The sequence below is a fragment of the Haloarcula terrestris genome (assembly GCF_031624315.1).
GTDB lineage: Archaea > Halobacteriota > Halobacteria > Halobacteriales > Haloarculaceae > Haloarcula > Haloarcula terrestris.
Map to the genome: position 1 here is coordinate 434,475 of NZ_JAMQOM010000001.1, position 21,048 is coordinate 455,522.

General features: G+C 66.2%; 21 protein-coding genes. 8 read left to right on the forward strand and 13 right to left on the reverse strand.

Annotated features, from left to right (window positions below):
* Both NDI54_RS02365 and prs read left to right on the forward strand, forming a co-directional pair.
* Entirely contained in the window at positions 1-816 is an 816-nt protein-coding gene (locus tag NDI54_RS02365; RefSeq protein WP_310894878.1) for an HVO_0234 family beta-propeller protein, read from the forward strand.
* A gap of 108 nt (positions 817-924) precedes the next feature.
* Positions 925-1,779 carry a ribose-phosphate diphosphokinase gene (gene prs / locus NDI54_RS02370; protein ID WP_310894879.1) on the forward strand — a complete coding sequence of 285 codons (855 nt, stop codon included), beginning with the start codon at positions 925-927 and terminating at the stop codon, positions 1,777-1,779.
* On the opposite strand, the gene NDI54_RS02375 is transcribed toward prs, so the two are convergent.
* From NDI54_RS02375 to NDI54_RS02385, 3 genes are all read right to left on the reverse strand, one after another.
* Positions 1,780-3,033, reverse strand: coding sequence for an MFS transporter (locus tag NDI54_RS02375; protein ID WP_310894880.1), 1,254 nt, complete (start codon positions 3,031-3,033; stop codon positions 1,780-1,782).
* A 149-nt stretch (positions 3,034-3,182) separates the two neighbouring features.
* A complete protein-coding gene (gene ileS, locus NDI54_RS02380; RefSeq protein ID WP_310894881.1) occupies positions 3,183-6,479 on the reverse strand; it encodes an isoleucine--tRNA ligase in 3,297 nt (1,098 codons plus the stop codon).
* A gap of 87 nt (positions 6,480-6,566) precedes the next feature.
* Positions 6,567-6,737 carry a DUF4177 domain-containing protein gene (locus tag NDI54_RS02385; RefSeq protein WP_008307242.1) on the reverse strand — a complete coding sequence of 57 codons (171 nt, stop codon included), beginning with the start codon at positions 6,735-6,737 and terminating at the stop codon, positions 6,567-6,569.
* Between the two features lie 104 nt (positions 6,738-6,841).
* Between NDI54_RS02385 and NDI54_RS02390 the strand changes: the two genes are divergently transcribed.
* Genes NDI54_RS02390 through NDI54_RS02400 form a run of 3 tightly spaced genes read left to right on the forward strand, consistent with a single transcriptional unit; the run spans position 6,842 to position 8,699 of the window.
* Positions 6,842-7,465 carry a uracil-DNA glycosylase gene (locus NDI54_RS02390; protein WP_310894882.1) on the forward strand — a complete coding sequence of 208 codons (624 nt, stop codon included), beginning with the start codon at positions 6,842-6,844 and terminating at the stop codon, positions 7,463-7,465.
* 34 nt (positions 7,466-7,499) lie between these two features.
* A complete protein-coding gene (locus NDI54_RS02395; protein ID WP_310894883.1) occupies positions 7,500-7,928 on the forward strand; it encodes an HIT family protein in 429 nt (142 codons plus the stop codon).
* 42 nt (positions 7,929-7,970) lie between these two features.
* Positions 7,971-8,699, forward strand: a complete 729-nt coding sequence (locus NDI54_RS02400; protein WP_310894884.1) for a ParA family protein — start codon at positions 7,971-7,973, stop codon at positions 8,697-8,699.
* Here NDI54_RS02400 and NDI54_RS02405 read toward each other — a convergent pair.
* On the reverse strand, positions 8,696-9,070 hold the full coding sequence (locus tag NDI54_RS02405) for a universal stress protein (RefSeq protein WP_310894885.1): 375 nt from the start codon (positions 9,068-9,070) through the stop codon (positions 8,696-8,698). The genes NDI54_RS02400 and NDI54_RS02405 overlap by 4 nt on opposite strands.
* A gap of 388 nt (positions 9,071-9,458) precedes the next feature.
* On the opposite strand from NDI54_RS02405, the gene NDI54_RS02410 reads away from it, so the two are divergent.
* Positions 9,459-10,196 (forward strand): ribonuclease H-like domain-containing protein, encoded by a 738-nt coding sequence (locus NDI54_RS02410; protein WP_310894886.1) that lies wholly within the window; start codon positions 9,459-9,461, stop codon positions 10,194-10,196.
* Positions 10,197-10,296: 100 nt separating this feature from the next.
* Here the strand turns inward: NDI54_RS02410 and NDI54_RS02415 are convergent, their stop codons facing one another.
* From NDI54_RS02415 to NDI54_RS02435, 5 genes are all read right to left on the reverse strand, one after another.
* Positions 10,297-10,602 carry a hypothetical protein gene (locus tag NDI54_RS02415; protein WP_310894887.1) on the reverse strand — a complete coding sequence of 102 codons (306 nt, stop codon included), beginning with the start codon at positions 10,600-10,602 and terminating at the stop codon, positions 10,297-10,299.
* Positions 10,603-10,751: 149 nt separating this feature from the next.
* Positions 10,752-10,919 carry a DUF7837 family putative zinc-binding protein gene (locus NDI54_RS02420; protein ID WP_310894888.1) on the reverse strand — a complete coding sequence of 56 codons (168 nt, stop codon included), beginning with the start codon at positions 10,917-10,919 and terminating at the stop codon, positions 10,752-10,754.
* A 60-nt stretch (positions 10,920-10,979) separates the two neighbouring features.
* Positions 10,980-11,267 carry a DUF3006 domain-containing protein gene (locus tag NDI54_RS02425; protein WP_310894889.1) on the reverse strand — a complete coding sequence of 96 codons (288 nt, stop codon included), beginning with the start codon at positions 11,265-11,267 and terminating at the stop codon, positions 10,980-10,982.
* Positions 11,267-12,715, reverse strand: coding sequence for a lamin tail domain-containing protein (locus NDI54_RS02430; RefSeq protein ID WP_310894890.1), 1,449 nt, complete (start codon positions 12,713-12,715; stop codon positions 11,267-11,269). Before NDI54_RS02430 ends, NDI54_RS02425 begins: the two co-directional genes overlap by 1 nt.
* A gap of 95 nt (positions 12,716-12,810) precedes the next feature.
* Positions 12,811-13,443, reverse strand: coding sequence for a rhomboid family intramembrane serine protease (locus tag NDI54_RS02435; RefSeq protein ID WP_310894891.1), 633 nt, complete (start codon positions 13,441-13,443; stop codon positions 12,811-12,813).
* A 91-nt stretch (positions 13,444-13,534) separates the two neighbouring features.
* On the opposite strand from NDI54_RS02435, the gene NDI54_RS02440 reads away from it, so the two are divergent.
* Both NDI54_RS02440 and NDI54_RS02445 read left to right on the forward strand, forming a co-directional pair.
* Positions 13,535-13,825 (forward strand): hypothetical protein, encoded by a 291-nt coding sequence (locus NDI54_RS02440; RefSeq protein ID WP_310894892.1) that lies wholly within the window; start codon positions 13,535-13,537, stop codon positions 13,823-13,825.
* Positions 13,826-13,833: 8 nt separating this feature from the next.
* Positions 13,834-14,280, forward strand: coding sequence for a GIY-YIG nuclease family protein (locus NDI54_RS02445; RefSeq protein ID WP_310894893.1), 447 nt, complete (start codon positions 13,834-13,836; stop codon positions 14,278-14,280).
* On the opposite strand, the gene leuS is transcribed toward NDI54_RS02445, so the two are convergent.
* From leuS to NDI54_RS02465, 4 genes are all read right to left on the reverse strand, one after another.
* Entirely contained in the window at positions 14,281-16,947 is a 2,667-nt protein-coding gene (gene leuS, locus NDI54_RS02450; RefSeq protein ID WP_310894894.1) for a leucine--tRNA ligase, read from the reverse strand.
* 145 nt (positions 16,948-17,092) lie between these two features.
* Entirely contained in the window at positions 17,093-18,139 is a 1,047-nt protein-coding gene (locus tag NDI54_RS02455) for an ABC transporter permease (RefSeq protein WP_310895141.1), read from the reverse strand.
* A gap of 10 nt (positions 18,140-18,149) precedes the next feature.
* Positions 18,150-19,430: an ABC transporter permease gene (locus NDI54_RS02460; RefSeq protein WP_310894895.1), complete on the reverse strand. Its 1,281-nt coding sequence runs from the start codon at positions 19,428-19,430 to the stop codon at positions 18,150-18,152.
* The gene (locus NDI54_RS02465; RefSeq protein ID WP_310894896.1) at positions 19,427-20,983 is read right to left on the reverse strand and encodes an ABC transporter ATP-binding protein; all 1,557 of its coding nucleotides are present in this window, start codon (positions 20,981-20,983) and stop codon (positions 19,427-19,429) included. The genes NDI54_RS02460 and NDI54_RS02465 overlap by 4 nt, the downstream gene beginning before the upstream one ends.
* Positions 20,984-21,048: the final 65 nt, after the last annotated feature.

A 21,048-nucleotide genomic window follows, 5' to 3' on the forward strand; every position in this document is an offset into this window, starting at 1 on the left:
GTGAGCGACGACGACATCGCACTCTCGGAAAAGCGGATGTACGGCGAGAAGCGCCCGGAGACCCACGCCTACGTCGCGTCGGGATTGGGCGTCACGCGGGTCGAAACGGCCGGCGGCCAGATCGGCCGGTTCAGCCTGAGCGAGCGCTGTACCGCTCGTGACGTGGCCGGCGCGAGCGGCGAGGTCGCGGTCGCCACCGACGAGGACGTGCTCGTGTTGACCGACGACGGCTTCGTCCCGACCGGGTTCGAGCCGGCTACCGCCGTTGGCTACGACGGCGACGGACTGCTCGCAGCCGGCGACGGGCGCGTCGCCCGCTACGTCGACGGCGAATGGACCGACCTCGGGAGCGTCGACGACGTGCGCGCCATCGACGGCGACCGCCTCGCCGCGGCGGATGGCGTGTACGCCCTGCCGTCGCTCGACCGGCTCGGCCTGGTGGACGTGGCCGACGTGGCCGGCGACTACGCCGCGACCGAGAGCGGGCTGTATCGATACGAGAACGGGAGCGCTGACGGCGGCGAGTGGATCGAGGTCCGGTCGGGCCGCCATCTCGCGGTCGAAAGCGACGGCGACCGGGCCCACGCCGCCGCGGCGGACGGTCTGTACGAACTGACAGCCGGCCTGTGGGAGCCGTGTGCGTTGCCGGCGACCGAGCGCGTCGTCGACGTGACCTACGGCGACGACACCTACGCAATCACCGAGAACGGGACCTTCCTCGTGGCGACCGCGGCCGAGGCGACCGCCGACGGACAGGGCGGCTGGCGACAGCGCTCGCTGGGCGTCCCCGAGGTCGTCGGCGTCGCCGTGGCCTGACGAGCGCGACCCACCCCAGCGGCGTCGAGTGGCCGCGTGCCTGTCTCACGCGGCCCACCCGCTTACGGAACCGAAACAGGGTTTAGCCCGGGCAGCCACCCACCGGATATGATTATCCCCGGGGCGGACACGCAGGCGTTCGCGGCGACCCTCGCCGAGGCGACGGGCGAAGGGCTGGGACGGGTCGAGTACGAACGGTTCCCCGACGGTGAGCACGTCGTCCAGGTCCCCGAGGCGGTGTCGGGTGAGCGGGCGGTCATCGTCGCCTCGACCGTCGACAGCGACGCGCACCTGCAGTTGCTCCAGTTGCAGGACGCGGCCCGCGAAAGCGGCGCGAGCGAGGTCGTCACCGTCATCCCGTACATGGGCTACGCCCGCCAAGATGAGGCGTTCAAACCCGGCGAGCCGGTGTCCTCGCGGGCGATGGCCCGCGCTATCTCGACGGGGACCGACCGCGTGCTGACGGTGAATCCCCACGAACCCGCCGTCTGTGACTTCTTCGACGTGCCGGCCACCCACGTCGATGCCGCGAGCGTTCTCGCTGACCCGCTGCCGGAGAACCTGGAGGACCCGCTCTTTCTCTCCCCCGACGAGGGCGCAATCGACCTCGCCAGGACGGTCCGGGACGCTTACGGCGACGGCGAGACGGACTTCTTCGAGAAGGAACGGGACTACGACACCGGCGACATCGAGATCAGCCCCAGCGACGCGCCGGTCGCGGGCCGGGACGTGGTGCTGGTCGACGACATCATCGCCACCGGGTCGACGATGAGCGAGTCCGTCGGCGTCCTCGACGACCGCGACGCCCAGCGGATCTTCGTCAGTTGCGTCCACCCGATGCTCGCCAGCAACGCCCTGACAAAACTGAACAGCGCCGGCGTCGAAGCCGTCTACGGGACGGACACGCTCGAACGCGCCGTCAGCGAGGTCAGCGCCGCGCCGGTCGTCGCCGAAGAACTGTAGTCACCACTTCGCCAGCCCGCTCCGCCCGTGCTGGTAGGTGAGGATGCCGAGGAAGGCCGCGACGCCGGTAAAGGCCGAGGCCGCGCCGAGGTAGAACACCCACTCCATGCCGGCGTTCGTCGTCAGCCAGCCGCCGGCCAGCGGCGCGAGAACGGAGCCGGGCCGCCACACCAGCGAGCGGACGCCGAAACTCGACGCGACGCCGTTGCCGGTTCCCTCGTCAGCGAACAGCGCCATGCTCGCCGGTTCGCGGATGGAGTCGGCGATTCCCAGCAGCGCGTTCAGGGCGACCAGTGGCAGGAACGCCGCCGAGAGCGACCCGAAGAACGGGTAGCTCTCAGGGAGTCCCAGCGCAGTCCCGATAGCTGGCGTGAACGGGACGACGAGCGCGACCAGACCGTAGCAGAGCCCGCCGATAAAGACGAAGCGCGCCCGGCCGAAGCGGTCAGACAGCGATCCGGTGTAGGGCTGGGCGAGCATGTTTGTGAACTTCTCCGCGGCCAGCACCACCGCGACCGCCGTCGCGCCGTTTATCGCCGCGTTGTAGCCCAGCCCGCCCCGTGCGGCCGCGACGCCGGCGAAGATGGGGACCCACGTCCGAACGAGCGTCACCGCGATGGCGTACTGCGCGCGAAAGCTCGTGATCGTGAGAATCCGGCGGTTCATCGCGAGGTCGGCGAAGGCGAATCCCTCGGTCGTGGTCTCGTCCGGGTCGACCCACAGCCAGACCGCGAGCGCGGCAGCGCCGCAGATGACCAGCAACAGCCCGAACACAGCATCGAAGCCGAACCGGTCGTAGAGGAAGCCAGCAGACAGCGACCCGCCGATGGCCGCGGCGAACCGCCAGGCGTTCGACGTGCCGATGGTGGTCCCGCGTTCGGTGTCGCGGGCGAGCTGGCCGACGAGCGAGAGGCCGAGAAGGCCCGCGACGGTGGCTGCGACGCCCTGCAGTCCGCGAACGAACACGAACCCCCAACTGGAGTCGACAAGCGGAAAGAGGCCGTACACCAGTGCCGCCAGGGCGAGACCACCCACGAGGAGAGAGCGCTTGTCGAAGCGGTCGCCGAGATACGACACCGGGATCACCGTCCCGGCCTGAGCCAGCGTCAGGCCCGTCGCGAACATCCCGAGGACGAATCCCTGCGGGTCCAGCAGGTCGATGTAGGTCGGCAACAGCGTCAGCAGCGTCACCAGTCCGAACGCGTTCGCAAAGCGGGTGAAATACAGCGCGTACAGTTCGCGGGACTCGGTCACTGTGTCCTCGCAGGCGAGTCCGGTACTAACCGCTTACGAACCACCTTTTTGCTGCGAGGGGTGTCCTCGGCGCCGTGCGGCCTGCGGGCACCCCTACTTGCAAAAACGTGGGCGAAAAAGCAGCACGCTCCCTCCGGTCGCGTGCTGTTCTAATCAGACGCTTCCGCAGCCGCGACCGGAGCTATCGCGATCTCCATTTCCACACCTTCGACCTCCCAGGTCTTGCGGTGGCCGTCCTCGACGCTGCCGAGTTCGTCGGCCCGAACCTCCTCTTTGATGAGGGCCTCGTGTTCGCGGACCAGCGAGTCCACGCGCTCGTCGTCGATTGCGAGGTCGACGCGGATGCGCTCCTCGATGTCCAGTTCGAGGTCCTTGCGCATCTCCTGGACCCGACGGATGACCTCGCGGGCGTACCCCTCGCTCTCGATGTCCTCGGTGAGCGCCGTGTCGACGTAGACGACGCCGCCGCCGTCGAGCGCGGCGAACTCCGTCCCGGTGACGCCCGCGGGCGTCTCGCGGCGGAACTCCACCATCTCCTCGGTGAGGTCGATGTCCTCACCCAGGGCCTCGATCACTGTACCTTCGAGGGTATCGAGTGACTGCTCGGCGACGCGGGCCTCGTTGAGCGCGTTCATGACGCGGCCGGCGTCGTCGCCGAAGGCCGGGCCGAGTTCGCTCATGTCGGCTTCGGCGGAGTACTGCAGCTCGCCCCACTCCCCGTCAGCGCCGACGACCTCGACGGCGCGGGCGTTGAGCCGGTCGGCGATGATGGCCTCCTGGGCGCGAACCGCGTCAGCCACGTCGTCGCTGTCCACGTCAACGACGACGCGGGTGACGGGCCAGCGGAGCTTGCGTTCGGCCTGCTGGCGGGCGTTCGAGCCCGCTTCCTCGACCTCACGGACGACCTCGATCTCGCGTTCGAGCGCGGGATCGTGGAGGTCCTCGTCAACCTCGGGCCAGTCGCACATGTGAACCGTCGGATGGCCCGAATCCCCGGTGAGCGCGCCGTAGACCTGCTCGGCGACGAAGGGGGTAAAGGGGGCAAACAGCGCAGCCACGGATTCGAGCACGCGGTAGAGCGTGGCGTACGCGGCCTGCTTCGACGCGCTGTCTTCTTCCTCCCACATCCGCTCGCGGACGACCTGGATGTAGAACCGGGACACGTCCTCGACGACGAACTCCAGCAGTTCGTCGACAGCCTTGTCGTTCTCGAACTCGTCCATCGAGTCGGTCATCGCCTCGGTCACGCTCTGCAGGCGCGAGAGCACCCACTCGTCGACAAGTTCGAGATCGTCGCGGACATCTTCGACCGTCGTCGCTTCGCCGGCTTTGCCGCCTTCGCCTCGATCCGACTGCGTCGGATCGCCGGGCTCGAAATCGTCAGCTCGCATGTACGGCAGCGGGAACCGGGCGACGTTCCAGAGGATGTTCAGCCGCCGTTGCATCTCGGCGGTCTCCTCCCAGGAGAAGTTCATGTCTTCGCCCTGGGCGGTCACCGACAGCAGGAACAGCCGCATCGGGTCGCGGCCGTGCTTCTCGATGACCTCGTGGGGGTCGATGAGGACGCCCTTCGATTTGGACATCCCGCGGCCGTCGGGCATGTTGGCGTAGCCGTGCATCAGCACCTGCTTGTACGGGATGTCGCCGGTCGCGGCGGTGCTCATTCCCAGTTGTGACCAGAACCAGCCGCGGGTCTGGTCGTGGGCCTCCATGATGAGGTCGGCGGGCCACAGTTCCTCGAAGTCCTCCGTCTGTTCGGGGTAGTTGACGGTCCCCCATGTCGCGACGGAGGAGTCGAGCCACACGTCGAACACGTCGCCGACGCGGGTGTAGGTCGTGCCGTCCTCGGTGATGGTGAGGTCGTCGACCGTGCCCTTGTGGAGATCCACGCTCTCGGGGTCGATGTCCTGGTCGACGCGCTCGGCGAGTTCCTCGCGGTCGCCGACGACGATGGCGTCGTCCATGTCGCCGCTCCAGTCGTCAGGTAACCAGATCGGAATCGGAATCCCCCAGTAGCGCTGCCGGGAGACGTTCCAGTCCGGCGCGTCCTCGACGAAGTCCCGGAAGCGGTTGTCGCGGGCCCACTGGGGGTACCACTCGCTGTCCTCGATGTTCGCCAGCAGTTCGTCCTTGATGTCGGTGACCGTAATGAACCACTGGTCGGTGACGATGCGGACGATGTCGGTGTCACAGCGCCAGCACTGCCCTTCACGGACGGTGTGGCCCTCCTCGCTGGAGAGTAAGACGCCGTTGTCGTCGAGGTCATCGATGACCGCGTCGTTTGCGTCGCGGACGAACGTGCCGGCGTACTTGCCCGCGGCGTCGGTGTAGACGCCGTCGCTGCCGACGGGACAGAAGATTTCGAGAGCGAGTTCCTGGCCCCGCTCGAAGTCCTCCTCACCGTGGCCGGGCGCGGAGTGGACCAGTCCGGTGCGGTCGGCCTCCACGTAGTCGGCGGTGTACACCTGGCCGGAGCCCTCGCCCTTGGCGTGGTCCGGCACTTCCTCGGCCAGCGGGTGGTCGTACTCCCAGCCGACCATCTCCTCGCCGGTGAGTTCCTCGACGACCTCGTAGTCGTCGTAGCGGCCCGCTTTCAGCACGTCCTCGACGCAGGCCTCAGCGACGTAGAGCCGTTCCGTTTCATCGTCTTTCTCAGCGTCGACACCCACGTAGTCGAGATCGCCGTCGGCGGCGACGAAGGTGTTAGCGACGATGGTCCAGGGGGTCGTCGTCCAGATGACCAGACTCCCTTCGGGGCTCGCGGTTTCACCGCTCGCGTTCTCCGAATCCTCCCCGTGGTCGGACTCGCTAAGCGGGAACTTCACGTAAATCGACGGCTTGCCAACGTCGTGGTACTCGACCTCGTTGTTGGCGATACCGGTCTCACACCGCGGGCACTGATTGATGGAGCGCTGGCCCTGCTCGACCAGCCCTCGCTCGTGGGCCTGCTGGAACCCCCACCAGGCGGCCTCCATGTACTCGGGATTCACTGTTTTATACGGGTCGTCCCAGTCCATCCAGACGCCGAAGTCCTGGAAGTCCGTCTGGAGGCCTTCGAGTTGCTCCTCGGCGAATTGCTTGCACTCCTCGATGAAGTTCTCCTCGCCGAAGCGCTCGATGTCCTTCTTGTTCTCGAAGTCGAGTCGCTCCTCGACCTTGGTCTCGATAGGGAGGCCGTGCATGTCGTAGCCCGGCCGGTCGGTGACGTTGTACCCCTGCATCCGCAGATAGCGGATGTAACAGTCCTTCAGGGTCTTGTTCCACGTCGTCCCCATGTGGGCCGCGCCGGAGGTGTAGGGCGGTCCGTCGACGAAGAAGTAGTCCTCGCCGTCGGCCCGGTGGGCCTTCGTCTGCTCGTAGGCGTCGACATCGTCCCAGTACTCGAAGACCCCGTCCTCGACGGCGTCGGGGTCGTACTGGTCGTCGACAGCGGCGAAACGTTCCATACCCGTTCCATCCGCCGCCGGCAATAAAGGACAATCGATTGTGTGCGTGCCGTTCAGACGGTACGACCGGCAACGCCGTGGCGGCGATCAGCGCTCGCGCTGGAGAAGTAGGCCGGCGGTCTGCCCGCTGTTTTCCGTGATCGGCGCGACGACTTCCCAGCCGTCCGCGCCGAGGTCGTTCAGTTCGTCGGTTGGAACGCTGCTGCTACCGAACATCCCGGTGTCGACATCGAGCGTCTTGTATTCGTAGGAGGGCATACACGCGAGGACGTGGCCACCAGCGGCAAACGTCTTGTGGTGAGCGGCGTCTGAATCGCGCGCTGACCGCCACCGATTTGCCACCCACAGCCCTCACGTCGCATGTGCCATCGTTCCCGGACGACGGGCAGCGAAACGCCCTCGCAGATGAGTGCCGGCGCTGCCCGGAACTCGCCGAGAGCCGGACCTGCATCTCGTGGGGCAACGGCCCGCTGTCTGCCGACCTCGTGGTAATTGGCGAGGCTCCGGCCGAGGGCAACCCCGAGGCCGACCAGTGGCGGGGCGGCAACCTGACCGGGATGGCCTACACCTCGCAACGGTCCGGCCGGAAAATCCGGCAGGTACTCGCCGACGCCGGATTCGGTGACGACGACTGCTACTACACCAACGCCGTGAAGTGCCACCCGTCAGAGAACCGCGACCCGACCGACGAGGAACTGGCGAACTGCCGGCCCTACCTCGTCACGGAGGTCGAGGCGGTCGAGCCGACGGCGGTACTGACCACCGGCAAGCACGCGACGAAAACCGTGCTGGCGCTGGACGACGCCAGCCTCGACGGCTTCCTCGACAGCGTGCTCGACCCGCGGCGGAGCGAAGCGCTCGGTGTACCTGTCCTGCCACTGCTGCACCCGTCGTATCAGGAGGTCTGGCTCGCCCGGTTAGGCTACGTCTACGACGAGTACGTGGCGGCCATCGCCGAGACGGTGGCCGGCGTCGGCGACACCTAGAACCTTCTTGTGACCGCCGGACGCAGGGACGACTATGAGCGAGGACTGCATCTTCTGCCAGATCGTCGCTGGGGATATCCCCGGTCGGACCGTCTACGAGGACGAAACCGTGCTGGCGTTTCTGGACGCCAACCCCCTCTCGCCGGGCCACACGCTCGTCATCCCGAAGGCCCACCACGAGCGGCTAAACGACACGCCCGCCGACGTTGCCGGCGAGGTGCTGTCGGTACTGTACGAACTCGTCCCCGCCGTCGAGGAAGCCGTCGACGCCCCCGCCAGCACAGTGGCGTTCAACAACGGTGAGGAAGCCGGCCAGGAGGTCCCACACGTCCACGGCCACATCGTCCCGCGGTTCGAGGACGACGGCGGCCGTCCGATTCACGCGCTTGTCAACGACCGTCCCGACCTCTCCGACGACGAACTGGACGCCATCGAGGACGACATCGTGGCCGAACAGAAATAAAATTCCGTATCTTTTTATCGAAAGATAATCGAACAGCGACGCATGGGGGTTTCGACGCTCGCGTTCGTGGGATGTACCGGTGGGGCTGGAACGACACGGCTGACAGTCGAGACGGCGGCGACGCTGGCCCGGGGTGGGCGGTCCGTCGCCGTCGTCGACGCAGCCTTCGGCACACAGGGGCTGGCGACCTATATCGGGGGACAACTCGACACCGACGTGACCGCGGTGGCCGTCGGTGACGCGCCGGTCGACGACGCGCTGTTCGAGTGGGACATCGACGCCGACGGCCGGGTCGCGCTCTGTCCGGCCCACGCGCCGTTTGAGCGCCTGGCGCGGGCGAAGACAGCCGAGAGCGCACAGACGCTGGAGCGGGCCATCGAGGACGTGGCCGGACGGTTCGACCACGTCCTCCTCGATGTGCCACCGGTCGCAGCGAATCAGGCCGTCGCGGCCGTCACGGCCGCACAGCGGCGGGCACACGTAGTGCCGGCCAGCCGGCGCGGCAGCGACCTGCTCCCGAGACAGCAGGGGCGACTGCGGGACATCGGCGCGCCGGCGTCAGCCGTCATCGCAACACGTGTCCACGGTGAGAACGGCGAGTCTATCGAAGACGCCGCACACACGGTCCCGCACATCGGTCCGGACGCGCCCAGACCGCTTGCGACGGATCCCGATACCGATGTCGCGCCGACCGTCGCAACGATAGCCGAGGACCTGCTCGATGTCGATCTCGGTCTGCCCTTCGAGGACGACGGCCTGTTCTCCCGCTAGGGGAGCGGAAGGACGACGACGGGGCGGTCAACTCGTGTCAACAGTTCGCGGGCCGTCGACCCGACGCCGCTGCTGTCGTCGATCCCGCGGTGCGGGCCGATGAGGAGTTCGTTCGGGTCGTGCTCGTCGACGGCCGCCAGTATCTCTGTCACGGGGTCGCCCGCTTTCGTTTCTGTCGTAGGCATGAAGGCGGCGAGTCGAGAGCGGGCGACGTTGACGGCGTCACCGGCGTCGCGTGACGGGGCATCCGGATCGCGGACGGCGACTACGACGATATCGTCGTCACCTGCCGGGTCGAGCCGGGTCTGCAGGTAGTCAGCGGCCGCGGCGGTGACGTGAACGGAACTGGTGGCGAGTAGAAACGTCGTCATGACCTACAGTGTGGCGGCGCTCGGTTTCGTGTTTTCGCTCGATACGAAGCACCACAGCGAGGGAGCAGCTATACAAATAGCAACAGAATCGCAGGCAAAGCATACACCTAGCGGCTGACTACTCATATACGGGCCACCTTGGGAAGCCATGTCTCTATCCGAAACCCCGGACCCGGCGCGGTTCGTCTGTCCGTTCTGTGAGCGGACGTTCGACCAGCCCCAGTCGGTGTGTGATAGCTGCGACAGCACAGTTGTCGTACCCATAGAAAGTCAGTCAGCGTACGACAGCATCCTTCCGATGTGTGGACGGTAGGCCAGGACAGGACGCCCCGACCGCTTGTCACCCGCACCGACGGCCTTACATACAGCCCAGCCTGTACCCGAGAGCGTGCGCGTCGAGAACAGTTTCATCGGTACCGACGGCGTCGGGGAGAAGACCGAGCGGTCCATCTGGGAGCAGGGCGTGACCCACTGGGACGAGTTCGAACCGTCCGTCGTCGGCGGCCAGCGCGGCGACCGGATCCAGCAGTTCATCGACGAGGGACGGGACCGGGTCGCCGAGACCGACGTGACCTACTTCGATCACGCGTTTCCCAGCAGCGAGCGCTGGCGGCTGTACGAGACCTTCCGCGAGCGGGCCTGCTTTTTCGATATCGAGACTACGGGACTTGACCAGGACCGAAACCAGGTAACGACGGTTAGCCTCCATCAGGACGGGGAGACACAGACGCTCGTCGCCGGCGACGACCTGACTGCTGAGAACCTCCGGGCCGCCTTTAACGGGGCGGACCTGCTAGTGACGTTCAACGGCAAGCGCTTCGACGTGCCTTTCCTCGAATCGAACTTCGACATCGATCTCGACCGGCCGCATCTCGACCTGATGTACACCTGCAAGAAAATCGGGCTCTCCGGCGGCCTCAAGCAGGTCGAGAAAGACATCGGTATCGAGCGGGACCGGCCGGACATCTCGGGCCGGGACGCGGTGCGGCTCTGGCGGGAACACGAACAGGGCCGCGACGGTGCACTCGAAACACTGGTGTCGTACAACCGCGAGGACACAGTAAACCTCAAAACGTTGGCCGATACTGCGACAGAGCGTCTCGACGAACGTGTTTTCGTCGGCTGATACCGACCGCGACAACCATCATCACACCCCCTTTGTTTCAAGTGGAACGTGAGAGTGTGACAGTGTCACGTCGTGACCCAGCAAGGTCGGGACTGTCGAGCTATCGACTCCAAAAGGGCGTATGTCCATGCCCGAGAACGATTGAGGCGACGTGCCAGACGGCGAGTTCGACAAACAGCGCCGTGTCCTGTCCCGTTCCGACACCGTAGAGCGACGGAAGATACACCAGTGGTAGTAACACAGCCCCCCAGAACGCGAACGGTCGGATGCCAGCGAGTGTCAGGGTCCAGAGCCCGCGGCCCGCAAACGCAAGTATATCGAGATATCGGCCGGTGTTCGTCGGTCGCAGCCTGTCGGCGTCGCCCCGGTGGGGTATCTGGGGGTTATCGCCGCTCGATGACCCCACCGTCTCTCACCCTATCTGGTCTCGGTATCATTGGCTGAAACAACAGTATACCACGCCTAATCGGTGGTTACTACACATATAGGCGCCTGCTCCGGGGCATCTATGTGTATTCACACCTCCTCGGACTGTCAGATCGTTTCGGCGAGATATCACACCGGATTCACGGCGTCCGTACAGTCCGGACATTCGGCGATCATCCGCGGCCAATCACCGTCTGTGTCGTACGCGACGACGAGGTTCGCCGCGGGAATCGTCACGTCGCATACCGGACACTTCCCGAGCGGTGGATCGGTCGTCTGTATGTCACTGTCCCACATGTGCCAAGCTACGCGTTCAATCCATATTGTTACCAAGCACCTACGAAGTCGTGGACGACCTTACGTGTCGTCGTCGCCGTCCCGCGGCGGCCGCTTCGATAGCCGGTCGAACCGACGCTGGGCCTCGTTCGACCGGTCGGCGGTTTCGTCGGGTTCGTACATCACGTCCGCAAGCGCCGACTCCTCGACAGTTATCTCCAGAACCGCATCGGCTGTTTGCGCCTCGGCCGGCAGTTCGGCCGCCGCGATTTCGAGTGCGTACAGCCCGTCCTCGGCGTCCACTTCCAGCGTAGCGATGCCGTCCTCGATTCGGTCGACGACGGCGGTGTGGGTTCCATCAGGTAGCATCAGTAACTCCGTTCCAGCACGGTTTCGTTGTCGGCGTCGGTCACGGTCACTGTGTCGCCGCCGTTGTTCCATATGGGACGCCCCGACCCCCAGTAAAGGTCGGTGTCCGTGTCGGTGCCGCTGCCGGTGTGGAGGGTCACGGTATCGTCCGGTTCGAGGGTGAATCCGTCAGGGACGGTGTAGGTGTGACCGGCTGCATCGGCGACCGTCCAGCCGCCCATCGCCAGCGGCTCCGCGCCCGCGTTCCGGAACACCACGTACTCGTCGTTGAGATTGTCCCGGTCGTCGCCGGCCGCGTCGGCGCGAACCCGGTCGATAACGAGGTCGCCGCTCGTGTTCTCGGTGGGTGTTCCGCCGTCAGTCGCGACGGGCGTGTCAGTTGCGCCCGGCGTATCGGTCCGCGTGGACGAGCGGGCAAGATAGGTCGCCCGCTGGGAAACGGAGTCGGTCGCACCGGGCGTAATCGGGTCCCCGGAACGCAGCGCCAGCGGGTCGGTCGGCGCTGCCCGCTGCGTGCTGACGGTCACGGCGGTCCCGTTGCTGGTCAGGACGGTGTCGCCGTGGGTCGCCGTCCAGTAGGTCGGAATCGACCGCGCCGCGAGCCGCCCGAGCGTCTCGTTGCTCGGGTGGCCGTACTGCGAGTCGTAGGCGCTCGATACGATGACAGTCCGGGGGTCGGCGGCGTCCAGCAGCGGCCCGCTCGTACTGGACGCGCTGCCGTGGTGTCCGGCTTTCAGCACCGTCGACCCGAGCGCCGCTCCGTACGTCTCCACGAGGTACGCCTCCTGGTCATCTTCGGCATCGCCGGGGAACAGAAAGCTCGTCTCGCCGTGTTCGACCCGGAGGACGATGCTGTTCTCGTTGCGGGCCTCGTTTTCGAGGTACGGCTCCGGCGGGCCGAGAACGGTCGTCTCGACGCCCGCAAACCGTATCCGGTCGCCCTCGCGCGTCTCGTACAGTGTCACATTGTGGGCTTCGACAGCGTCGAGGTACCGCTCGTAGGTCTGCGTGCTCGCGGCGATACCGGGGTCGTACACCACGCCGACGCCGTTTTCCTCGGTCTCGTAGTGCCTGATAACGGCCGCGTTGCCGCCGATGTGGTCGGCGTCGTTGTGCGAGACGACGAAGTGGTCGATGCGGTCGATGTCCTGCCGGTCGAGGTACTGCAGGACGTACTCCCCGTCGTCGGTGAAGTCACCGGAGTCGATGAGCATCGTCTCGTTGTCAGGACTAATCAGCAGGGTCGCCACTGACTGGCCGACGTTGATGAAGTGGACCTCAAGCGTCCCGTTCGCCGCGCTCGACGACGTGTTGTCCGCCGTTGCCGTCTCGGTGACGGTCGGCGGGTCCGCGCCGCCGTCTACGCCGTTCGCCACGAACCCGCCACAGCCGGCGAGTACCAGCAGCGCCGCGACTACCAGTGTCCCAACCCAACGACTCCGTGCCATCCCCTTGTCCTACGCATCCGAGTTATTTGGTAGCACTTACCAACTACGTGCCACCGGGAGGAGCACGACAGGTATCCGGCAAGATGTATCGTCGCTCAGTAGTTCGCGGCATCAGCCGTCTGTGGCGGGTTCGTCGGCCGGAGCAGGTGGACACGGCCGGAGAGGAATCCGATCAAGAGCCCGGTGAAATGTGCGATGAGTGCGACGCCGGGGTTCGCGGTGGCGAGTGTGATCGCGGCGGCGACGATGCCGGCCAGCGCTAACTGGACGCGCGGCGCGAGTTCGAACCCGCCGATGACGGTGTCGGTCAGGCGGTTGGCGGCGAGCAGATACCCAAAGAGGGCAAACACCGCACCGCTGGCCCCGAGCACGGAGACATGGCTGACCATCCCGGGAATGAGCGGACCGAGGAGACTGGTTATCGAGACCTGCGAGACGCCGGCGAGTGCGCCGGTCGAGGCGAAGAAGGCGTGGAACCGGAACGGCGTCGTCCGACGTTCGAGAACGATGCCAGCGAGGGCTAACCCGGCGGCATTTGCGAGGAGATGCGACAGGCCAGCGTGTGCGTACACGCTGGTGACGAGCGTCCACGGGCGAGCAAGCAGCGGGGGCGAGAGGGCAAACAGGCCCCGCGGGGCGGTCACCACGCCGACGGCCTGCTGGGCGAGGAACACACCGACAATGACGGCCAGCGTGACCACAGTGGGGCTGTTACGCAGCGGCTTCATCGGTCCGGTATTGTCGCCCGCGATACAAGAAACGCTCGGCCGCCCACGTCGTTTCAGAACGCATACGTGGCGTCGTCACGTCTACTCGTGTATGTCAGAACTGAGCGAGACGCTCGCCGCGGCGTTCGCCGACGAGACCGACGAGGAAGTCGCACAGACAGCCGCCGAGAACATCGCCGCCTTCGCCGAGGAGTACGACGAGGACCTGACCAGCGACCGCGTTACCGACCTGCTCGCGGACGCGCCCTACGACGACTTCGGCCGCCGGTTCAACTGGGTCGTCGGCGAACTCGCCGCCGAGAACGAGGACTGCACCGACTCCCGGGAGTTCCGCATCGACGGGTTCGGCGACCTCGCGGCCGATCCCGACATCGGGACCTGAGCGGACACATGGCCGGTGGCACCTACACGCTGGTGCTCAAACGGGACGCCAGCGGACCGATCACGGTCGGTGCACTCGGCGAGATCGAGTTTCCGGCGGGTTGGTACGCCTACACCGGGAGTGCACTGGGTAGCGGCGGCTTCAGCCGCATCGACCGCCACCGCGCGGTCGCCGCCGGCGACAACGACACCCGCCACTGGCACATTGACTACCTGCTTGGCGACACGACGACCACCATCGAGCGGGTCGTCACGACCGAGGCCGACGTGGAATGCGCCGTCGCCCAGCGAATTGGCGGGTCGACAGCGGGGTTCGACCGCGTCGATTCCTTCGGCTGCTCGGACTGTGACTGTCGCTCGCACCTGCGATACCACGAGCGGCGGGACCGACTGCTCGACGCGGTGACTGCCGCCCACGAAGCCGCTCGGGATGAAACGGCAGCCGCGACCGAGTAGTCAGGAAATGTGGATCGCGGGCTTGTTCGGCCGCGCTTTGGCCGCGAGATCGTCGTCCGGTGATGCTCGCCGGACAACAACGCTACACTCGAACTCGTCTTCGAACAGCCACACGGCCTGCTGGAGTACGCCGAGTTCGCGCTCGCCGTCGATGATCGGTTCCAGGCCCGCCCCGCGGTCGGCAAGACGGTCGGCGAACTCGGCGGCCGCGTCGCCGTGCCCTTTGATGTCCTCGTCGGCCATGATTTCCCCGACGATGGCGTCGTCGGGATCGGACTCGCGGGCGATCTCGTAGGCACGGTACTTCCAGTCGGCGGCGACGACGAGTTCGATTTCGTTCGGGGCCTCGATGTCGACGACCTCCGTGATCTCGCGCACGTCGTCGAGCGTCCGGCGGACGACCTGTCGCTCGATGCGGTAGTCGTCCACGTCCCGGAGCGGTTCGGGCCAGCGGCTCTCGGCGACGAGTCCGTCCTCATCGAGGAGCTGCCACATCTCCTCGGCGAGGAACGGCGCAATCGGCGCGACCAGCGCGGCGAGCACTCGCAGGCCGCGGCTGTAGGCGAACTGGTAGGGCCGGTCATAGCCCGCGTAGCGCCCGAGCAGGCGGGCAAAGCGCTGGAGTTCGCTGACGACGCGATGGAAGCGGAAGCGGTCGTACTCTTCGGTGACGGCCGCGATTGTCCGGTCGATCTCCCGCTCCAAGTACGCGTCGTGGTCGGTACTCTCGGTCCGGGTCTCGGTTGTGTCGGTGTACTCGGCGACCAGCCGGTACAGCGTCTGCTGGAAGTCGTAGGCCGTCGAAACGTCCTTGACGGTCCACTCGAAGTCCTGGGAGGGGTGGGCCGCCGAGAGGACGAACAGCCGCGTCGTCTCGGCCCCGTACTCGTGGGGCGCGATGTCATTGCCCTTGGACTTGGACATCTTCTCGCCGCTGTGAAGCACCGTCCCTTGATTGATGAGCCGCTCGACCGGCTCCTCGCGGTCCAGCAGGCCGATATCCGACAGGGCGCGAGTGAAAAATCGAATGTACAGCAGGTGCAGCACCGCGTGTTCTTCGCCGCCGACGTACACGTCGACGGGGAGCCACTCGTCGGCGGTTTCCTGGTCGAAGGGAGCGCCCTCGAAGTGCGGCGAGAGGTACCTGAGGAAGTACCACGAGGAGTCGACGAAGGTGTCCATCGTATCCGTCTCCCGCACCGCGTCGGCCCCGCAGTCGGGACAGGTGGTCTGTTTCCATTCGTCGGCAGCATCGAGGGGGTTGCCCGTTGTCTGCACGTAGTCGGGCAGTTCCACCGGCAGGTCCTCCTCGGGCACGGGGACGTGGCCACAGTCGTCGCAGTGGACGATGGGGATCGGCGTCCCCCAGTAGCGCTGCCGGGAGATGAGCCAGTCCCGCAGGCGATAGGTCACCGCGGACTCGGCGGCCTCGTGCTCGCGCAGTCGCTCGCGGCCGGCGGAACTGGCGAGGCCGTCGTACTCGCCGCTGTTCGTGAGCATCCCATCGTCAGTGTAGGGCGCGTGTGGCAGGTCCGTCCCGCTGCCATCGACTGGTTCGACAGCCTGCTCGACGGGCAGGTCGTGCTCGTTGGCGAAGGCGTGGTCCTGCTCGTTGTGGGCCGGCACGCCCATGACCGCGCCCGTGCCCACGTCGTCCAGTACGTACGCGGCGACGTACACCGGTAGCTCCTCGCCGGTGTAGGGGTGGGTCGCGGTGAGGTCCGTCTCGACGCCGCTCATCCCGGCGTCGTCCGTACTCGCCACCGACTCCACGTACTCGGCGACGGCGTCGTCCTCGTCGGCCAGCGCCCGCGCGAGGTCGTGGCCCGGCGACAGCGCCAGATACGTCGCGCCGTACACCGTGTCGAGCCGTGTCGTGAATGCCTCGACAGTGTCGTGGTCGTCGTGGCCGACGGCGAACGATACTCGGGCTCCTTCCTGGCGACCGATCCAGTTGCGCTGGCTGTCCCGCACGCCGTCGGGCCACCCCGCCAGGTCATCCAGCCCACGATACAGGTCCTCGGCGTAGTCGGTGATGGCGAAGAACCACTGGTCGAGATCGCGTTGCTCGACGCCGGTCCCGCAGCGCCAGCAGACGCCGCCGCCGTGGGTGTGGCTGTGATTACTGCCCGAATCGCTCGCATCTGGCGGCGTCTCGACCTGCGCGTCGGCAAGCACCGTCTCGCAGTCCGGACACCAGTTCACCGTCGCTGCGCCGTAGTCCACCAGCCCCTCGTCGTAGAACTGGGTGAACAGCCACTGGTTCCACTGGTAATACTCGGGGTCGCAGGTCGTGATCTCCCGGGACCAGTCGTAGCCAAAGCCCATCTCCCGGAGGTCGTCTTTCATCTGGTCGATACACGTCCGGGTCCAGGACTCGGGGTCGGTGTCCCGTTCGTAGGCGGCGTTCTCCGCGGGCAGGCCGAAGGCGTCCCACCCCATCGGGTGGAGCACATCGTCACCGGCCATCCGCCGATACCGGGCGTACGCGTCGGTGATGGCGTAGTTCCGGATGTGTCCCATGTGCAACGAGCCGGAGGTGTAGGGGAACATCCCCAGCACGTAGGTCGGGTCGGCGGCGTCTGTTGGGCACTCGAAGACCCCCTCCCGCTCCCAGACCTGCTGCCAGTACTCCTGGACCCGCGCGTGGTCGTATCGACGCGACATTTATTACTTGCTCCTGTGCCTGCCGCCCTCATCAGTGTTCGGCTATGAAAGGTATCGAGTTGTAGTGAGACAGTGGTTGTTCGCATTTCCTCACGTGGAACGACTGCTGAGAAGAGATACCACTCCAGAGAAGATTGTTCCTAGCTCATTCCTCGCCGGACTCGTAATGGTCGCCAGCGGCTTCAGGCAGGCGGGTTTTGCCCACCAAGGCGAGAACGACAATGACGGCGAGGAACGGAATCGTCTGGACCAGCGAGTTCGGAATCGCCAGGATATCGCCCGACTGGAACCGGATCTGGATGGCTTCGAGCCCGGCAAACAGCGTCGTCGACAGCAAGGCACCGACGGGGTTGTAGTTGCCAAAGAGATACGCAACGATGGCAATGAATCCTTTGCCGTTGACCATCGTCGGGCCGTTCCCGGAGAACTGGCCGATGTTGATCGCCAGCGCGGCCCCGCCCATCCCCGAGAGGACGCCGGAGAGGAGGACGGCGGCGTATCGGACGCGGGACACGTCGACGCCAGCGGTGTCCAGCGCTTTCGGGTTCTCGCCGGCGGCCCGGACCCAGCGGCCGAAGGTCGTGCGGTTCAGCACGTACCACGACGCCGCCACGGCGAGGAACATGATGTAGACTGCGGGCGAGGCGTCGAACAGCGCGCCGAAGAACGGGATGTCGGCCAGCGTCGGGACCGTTATCGTGTCGAAGGTGCCGACGCTGCTGGTGTTGGGACCGCCGTAGAACACCTGTGAAGCGAAGGGAGCGAGCCCGAGCGCGATGAGCCAGACGGCCAGCCCGGCGATGATCTGGTCGGCGCGGAACTCGATGCAGACGACGGCGAACACGCCCGCGAGCAGCGTCGACGCGACGATCCCGACAAGAAAGCCCAGCCATAGCGAGCCGGTGACATCGGCACCGAAGATGGCCGCGAACGCCGAGATGATGAGCAGGCCTTCGAGCCCGATGTTGATGATGCCGCTCTTTTCGGCGAAAATGCCACCGAGCGCGGCCAGCACGATCGGGACCGAGAGCCGCAGCGTCGAGGACAGCGTCGACTTCGAGGCCAGCACCCAGAAGATCTGGCCGGGCGTCGATTCAGGCGCGAGGAGGCCGAATCCAGCAAGCGCAACGAGTGTGAGCAACGCGACAGCAGCGATGAACAGCCGGCCCGAGGCCGAGCGGAGGCGGTCCATAGCGTTGTCGTTAGTCATCGGCACCACCTCCCGCGGTCGCGGTGGCCTGTCTGTCGCCCTGTCCCGTTGCGAGCCGGCGGCCGATGATGCGGAAGAACTCCGGCATCGCGACGAACAGGATGATGAGCCCCCGGAGGACGCCCACGAGCTGTGGCGGCACGTCCGTCGCGAAGGCCACCACGTTCGAGCCGGACTTGAGGACGCCAAAGAGGAGCGCGGCGAAGACGGCCCCGATAGGGTTGTTGCCGGCGAGAATCGAGACGGTGATCCCGTCGAAGCCGTAGCTCGGGATGCCGGTCTGGAACTTCCCGAGAGTCATCATCACGAATACGGCCCCGCCGACGCCGGCGAGCGCGCCGGACAGCGTCAGCGAGGTCAGGATCGTGCGGGCGGAGTCGACGCCGCCGTACTCCGCGGCCGCGGGCTGGATACCGGCGGTCCGCAGATCGTAGCCGAAGGCGGTGTGTTCGAGCAGATAGTAGACGCCGCCAACGAACGCAAGGGCAAGCAGGAGCGCGAGCAGGGAGAAGTCGGTCCGCGGGTCGAACAGAATCGAGGGGAACTGTCCCTCGATGGGCAGCGTCCGAGTCTGTGTCGCCTGACTCGTCGGATCGGCGAAGTGGTTCCGGACGAGATACAGCGTCACCCGCACGGCGACGAAGTTGAGCATGATCGTGGTAATGACCTCGTTGGCGTCGGCGTAAGCCTTCAACGCGCCGGGGATCGCGCCGTAGAAGCCGCCCCCGACCGCGCCGGCGAGCAGCCCGACCGGAATCAGCAGGACGAGTGCGAGCGTTCCCGAGACCAGCGAACCGGCCCACAGTACCGTCAGTGCGGCCGCCAGCGCGCCGATGATAAGCTGCCCCTGGGTCCCGATATTGAAGATGCCAGCACGGAACGCCAGTGCCACCGAGAGCCCGGTAAACACCAGAATCGTCGTCTCCCGAAGCGTCGCCGCGAACTGCGCGTTCAGCGGCGACCAGCCGCCGACGAAGGGGTCGCCCAGCGCCCCGAGGAACAGCCGATTGAACACGTAGAACGGGTCGTAACACAGCGTCGTGGAGCCGACCGTCAGCACCGGGGACCGACAGGTCGCCATCAGCCCCGCGGCGGTGACGAGCACCGTCCCGACGACGATAGAAAGCAACAGCGCCGAGACGGCGATAAGAACCCGCTCGCCGACCGAAGTCTGACCTAGCCTGATGAGTCGCTGTCGGTACTGAGCCCACCGGCCGTCCGTGTCCGGTGTGGGCGGGTCGTCGCCGTCTTGTGGCGGGCCGTCGTCGCTCATTGCCGGCCCTCCCCGTCGGCTGCGATAGTCGGCACGGCCTCAGGTTGCTGGCCGGCCATCAATAGGCCGAGTTGCTCCTCGGTCACGCGCTCGGGGTCGACGATGTCGATGATCTCGCCCTCGTAGATGACGGCGAGGCGGTCCGAAAGCGACTGGACCTCATCGAGGTTCGAGGAGATGAGCAACACGGCCCGGCCCGCCTCCCGAAGGGCGTTGATCCGGTCGTGGATGAACTCCATCGACCCCACGTCGACGCCGCGGGTGGGGTGGGAGGCAACGACGAGACGCGGGTCCCGCGCGAACTCCCGGCCGACGACGAACTTCTGCTGATTACCCCCCGAAAGAGACTTCGCGTGGGCGTCGGCGTTTGGGGGCCGAACGTCGTACTCCTCGATAATCTCCTCCGCGTGGTCGCGCGTGTGGTCCCAGTCGATCCGTCCGTTCGAAGTGTAGTCGGGCGCGTGCTGACTCCCCAGCAGGCCGTTCTCGACGAGGTCGAAATCCATCACCAGCCCCCGCTCCTGGCGGTCCTCGGGGATGTAGGCCATCCCGGCCTCGATTCGCTCCCGGCGGCTGTCGGTGGTCCGGTCGGCGCCGTCGTACGTGATCGTCCCCTCGTCGGGCAACTGCAGGCCGGTGATCGCCTCGACCAGCTCCGACTGCCCGTTCCCGTCGACGCCAGCGATCCCGAGCACTTCGCCCGCCCGGACTTCGAGCGAAATGCCGTCGACCGCACGAACGCCACGGTCGTCCTCCACGACGAGGTCTTCGACATCGAGGACAGGCCGGCCCGGCTCGGCGGGCTTGCGGTCGAGGTCAAGCAGGACTTCGCGGCCGACCATCATCTCGGCCAGTTCCTCGCGGGTGATGTCGTCGGTCGGGACCGTCCCGACGTTTTTGCCCTCGCGGAGGACGGTGATCTCGTCAGCGGCCTCCATGGCCTCGCCGAGTTTGTGCGTGATGAAAATGATCGTCTTGCCCTGGTCGGTCAGCTCTTCGAGGACGCGAAAGAGGTCCTGGACTTCCTGCGGTGTGAGGACTGCCGTGGGTTCGTCCAGAATCAGCACGTCTGCGCCGCGGTAGAGGGCTTTGAGGATCTCGACGCGCTGCTGGACGCCGACGCCGACATCCTCGATACGGGCGTCGGGGTCAACGTCGAAGCCGTACCGTTCGGACAGTTCACGGACTTGCTGTCGGGACTGCTCGCGGTCGACGGTGAGTCCGAGCCACTTGCGGGGCTCGTTGCCGAGGGTGATGTTCTCGGTGACGGTCATCGGATCGACTAGCATGAAGTGCTGGTGGATCATGCCGACGCCTTCGTCGATTGCGTCGCGCGGCGAGTCGAACTGCTGGGTTTCGCCGTGGACGGTGACCGTTCCCTCGGTGGGCTGGTAGAGCCCGTAGAGGACGTTCATCAGGGTGGTCTTGCCCGCACCGTTCTCGCCGAGCAGTGCGTGGACCGTCCCTTTCTCGACCGCCAGATCAACGTCGTCGTTCGCGACGACCCCCGGGAACCGCTTTGTGATACCATCGAGGTGGACGGCCTGTTCCATACTCTGAGCGGTTACCCGCCCGGAGTTTTAACTTCACGGTTCCACAGGTCTGGCAAAAATATGCG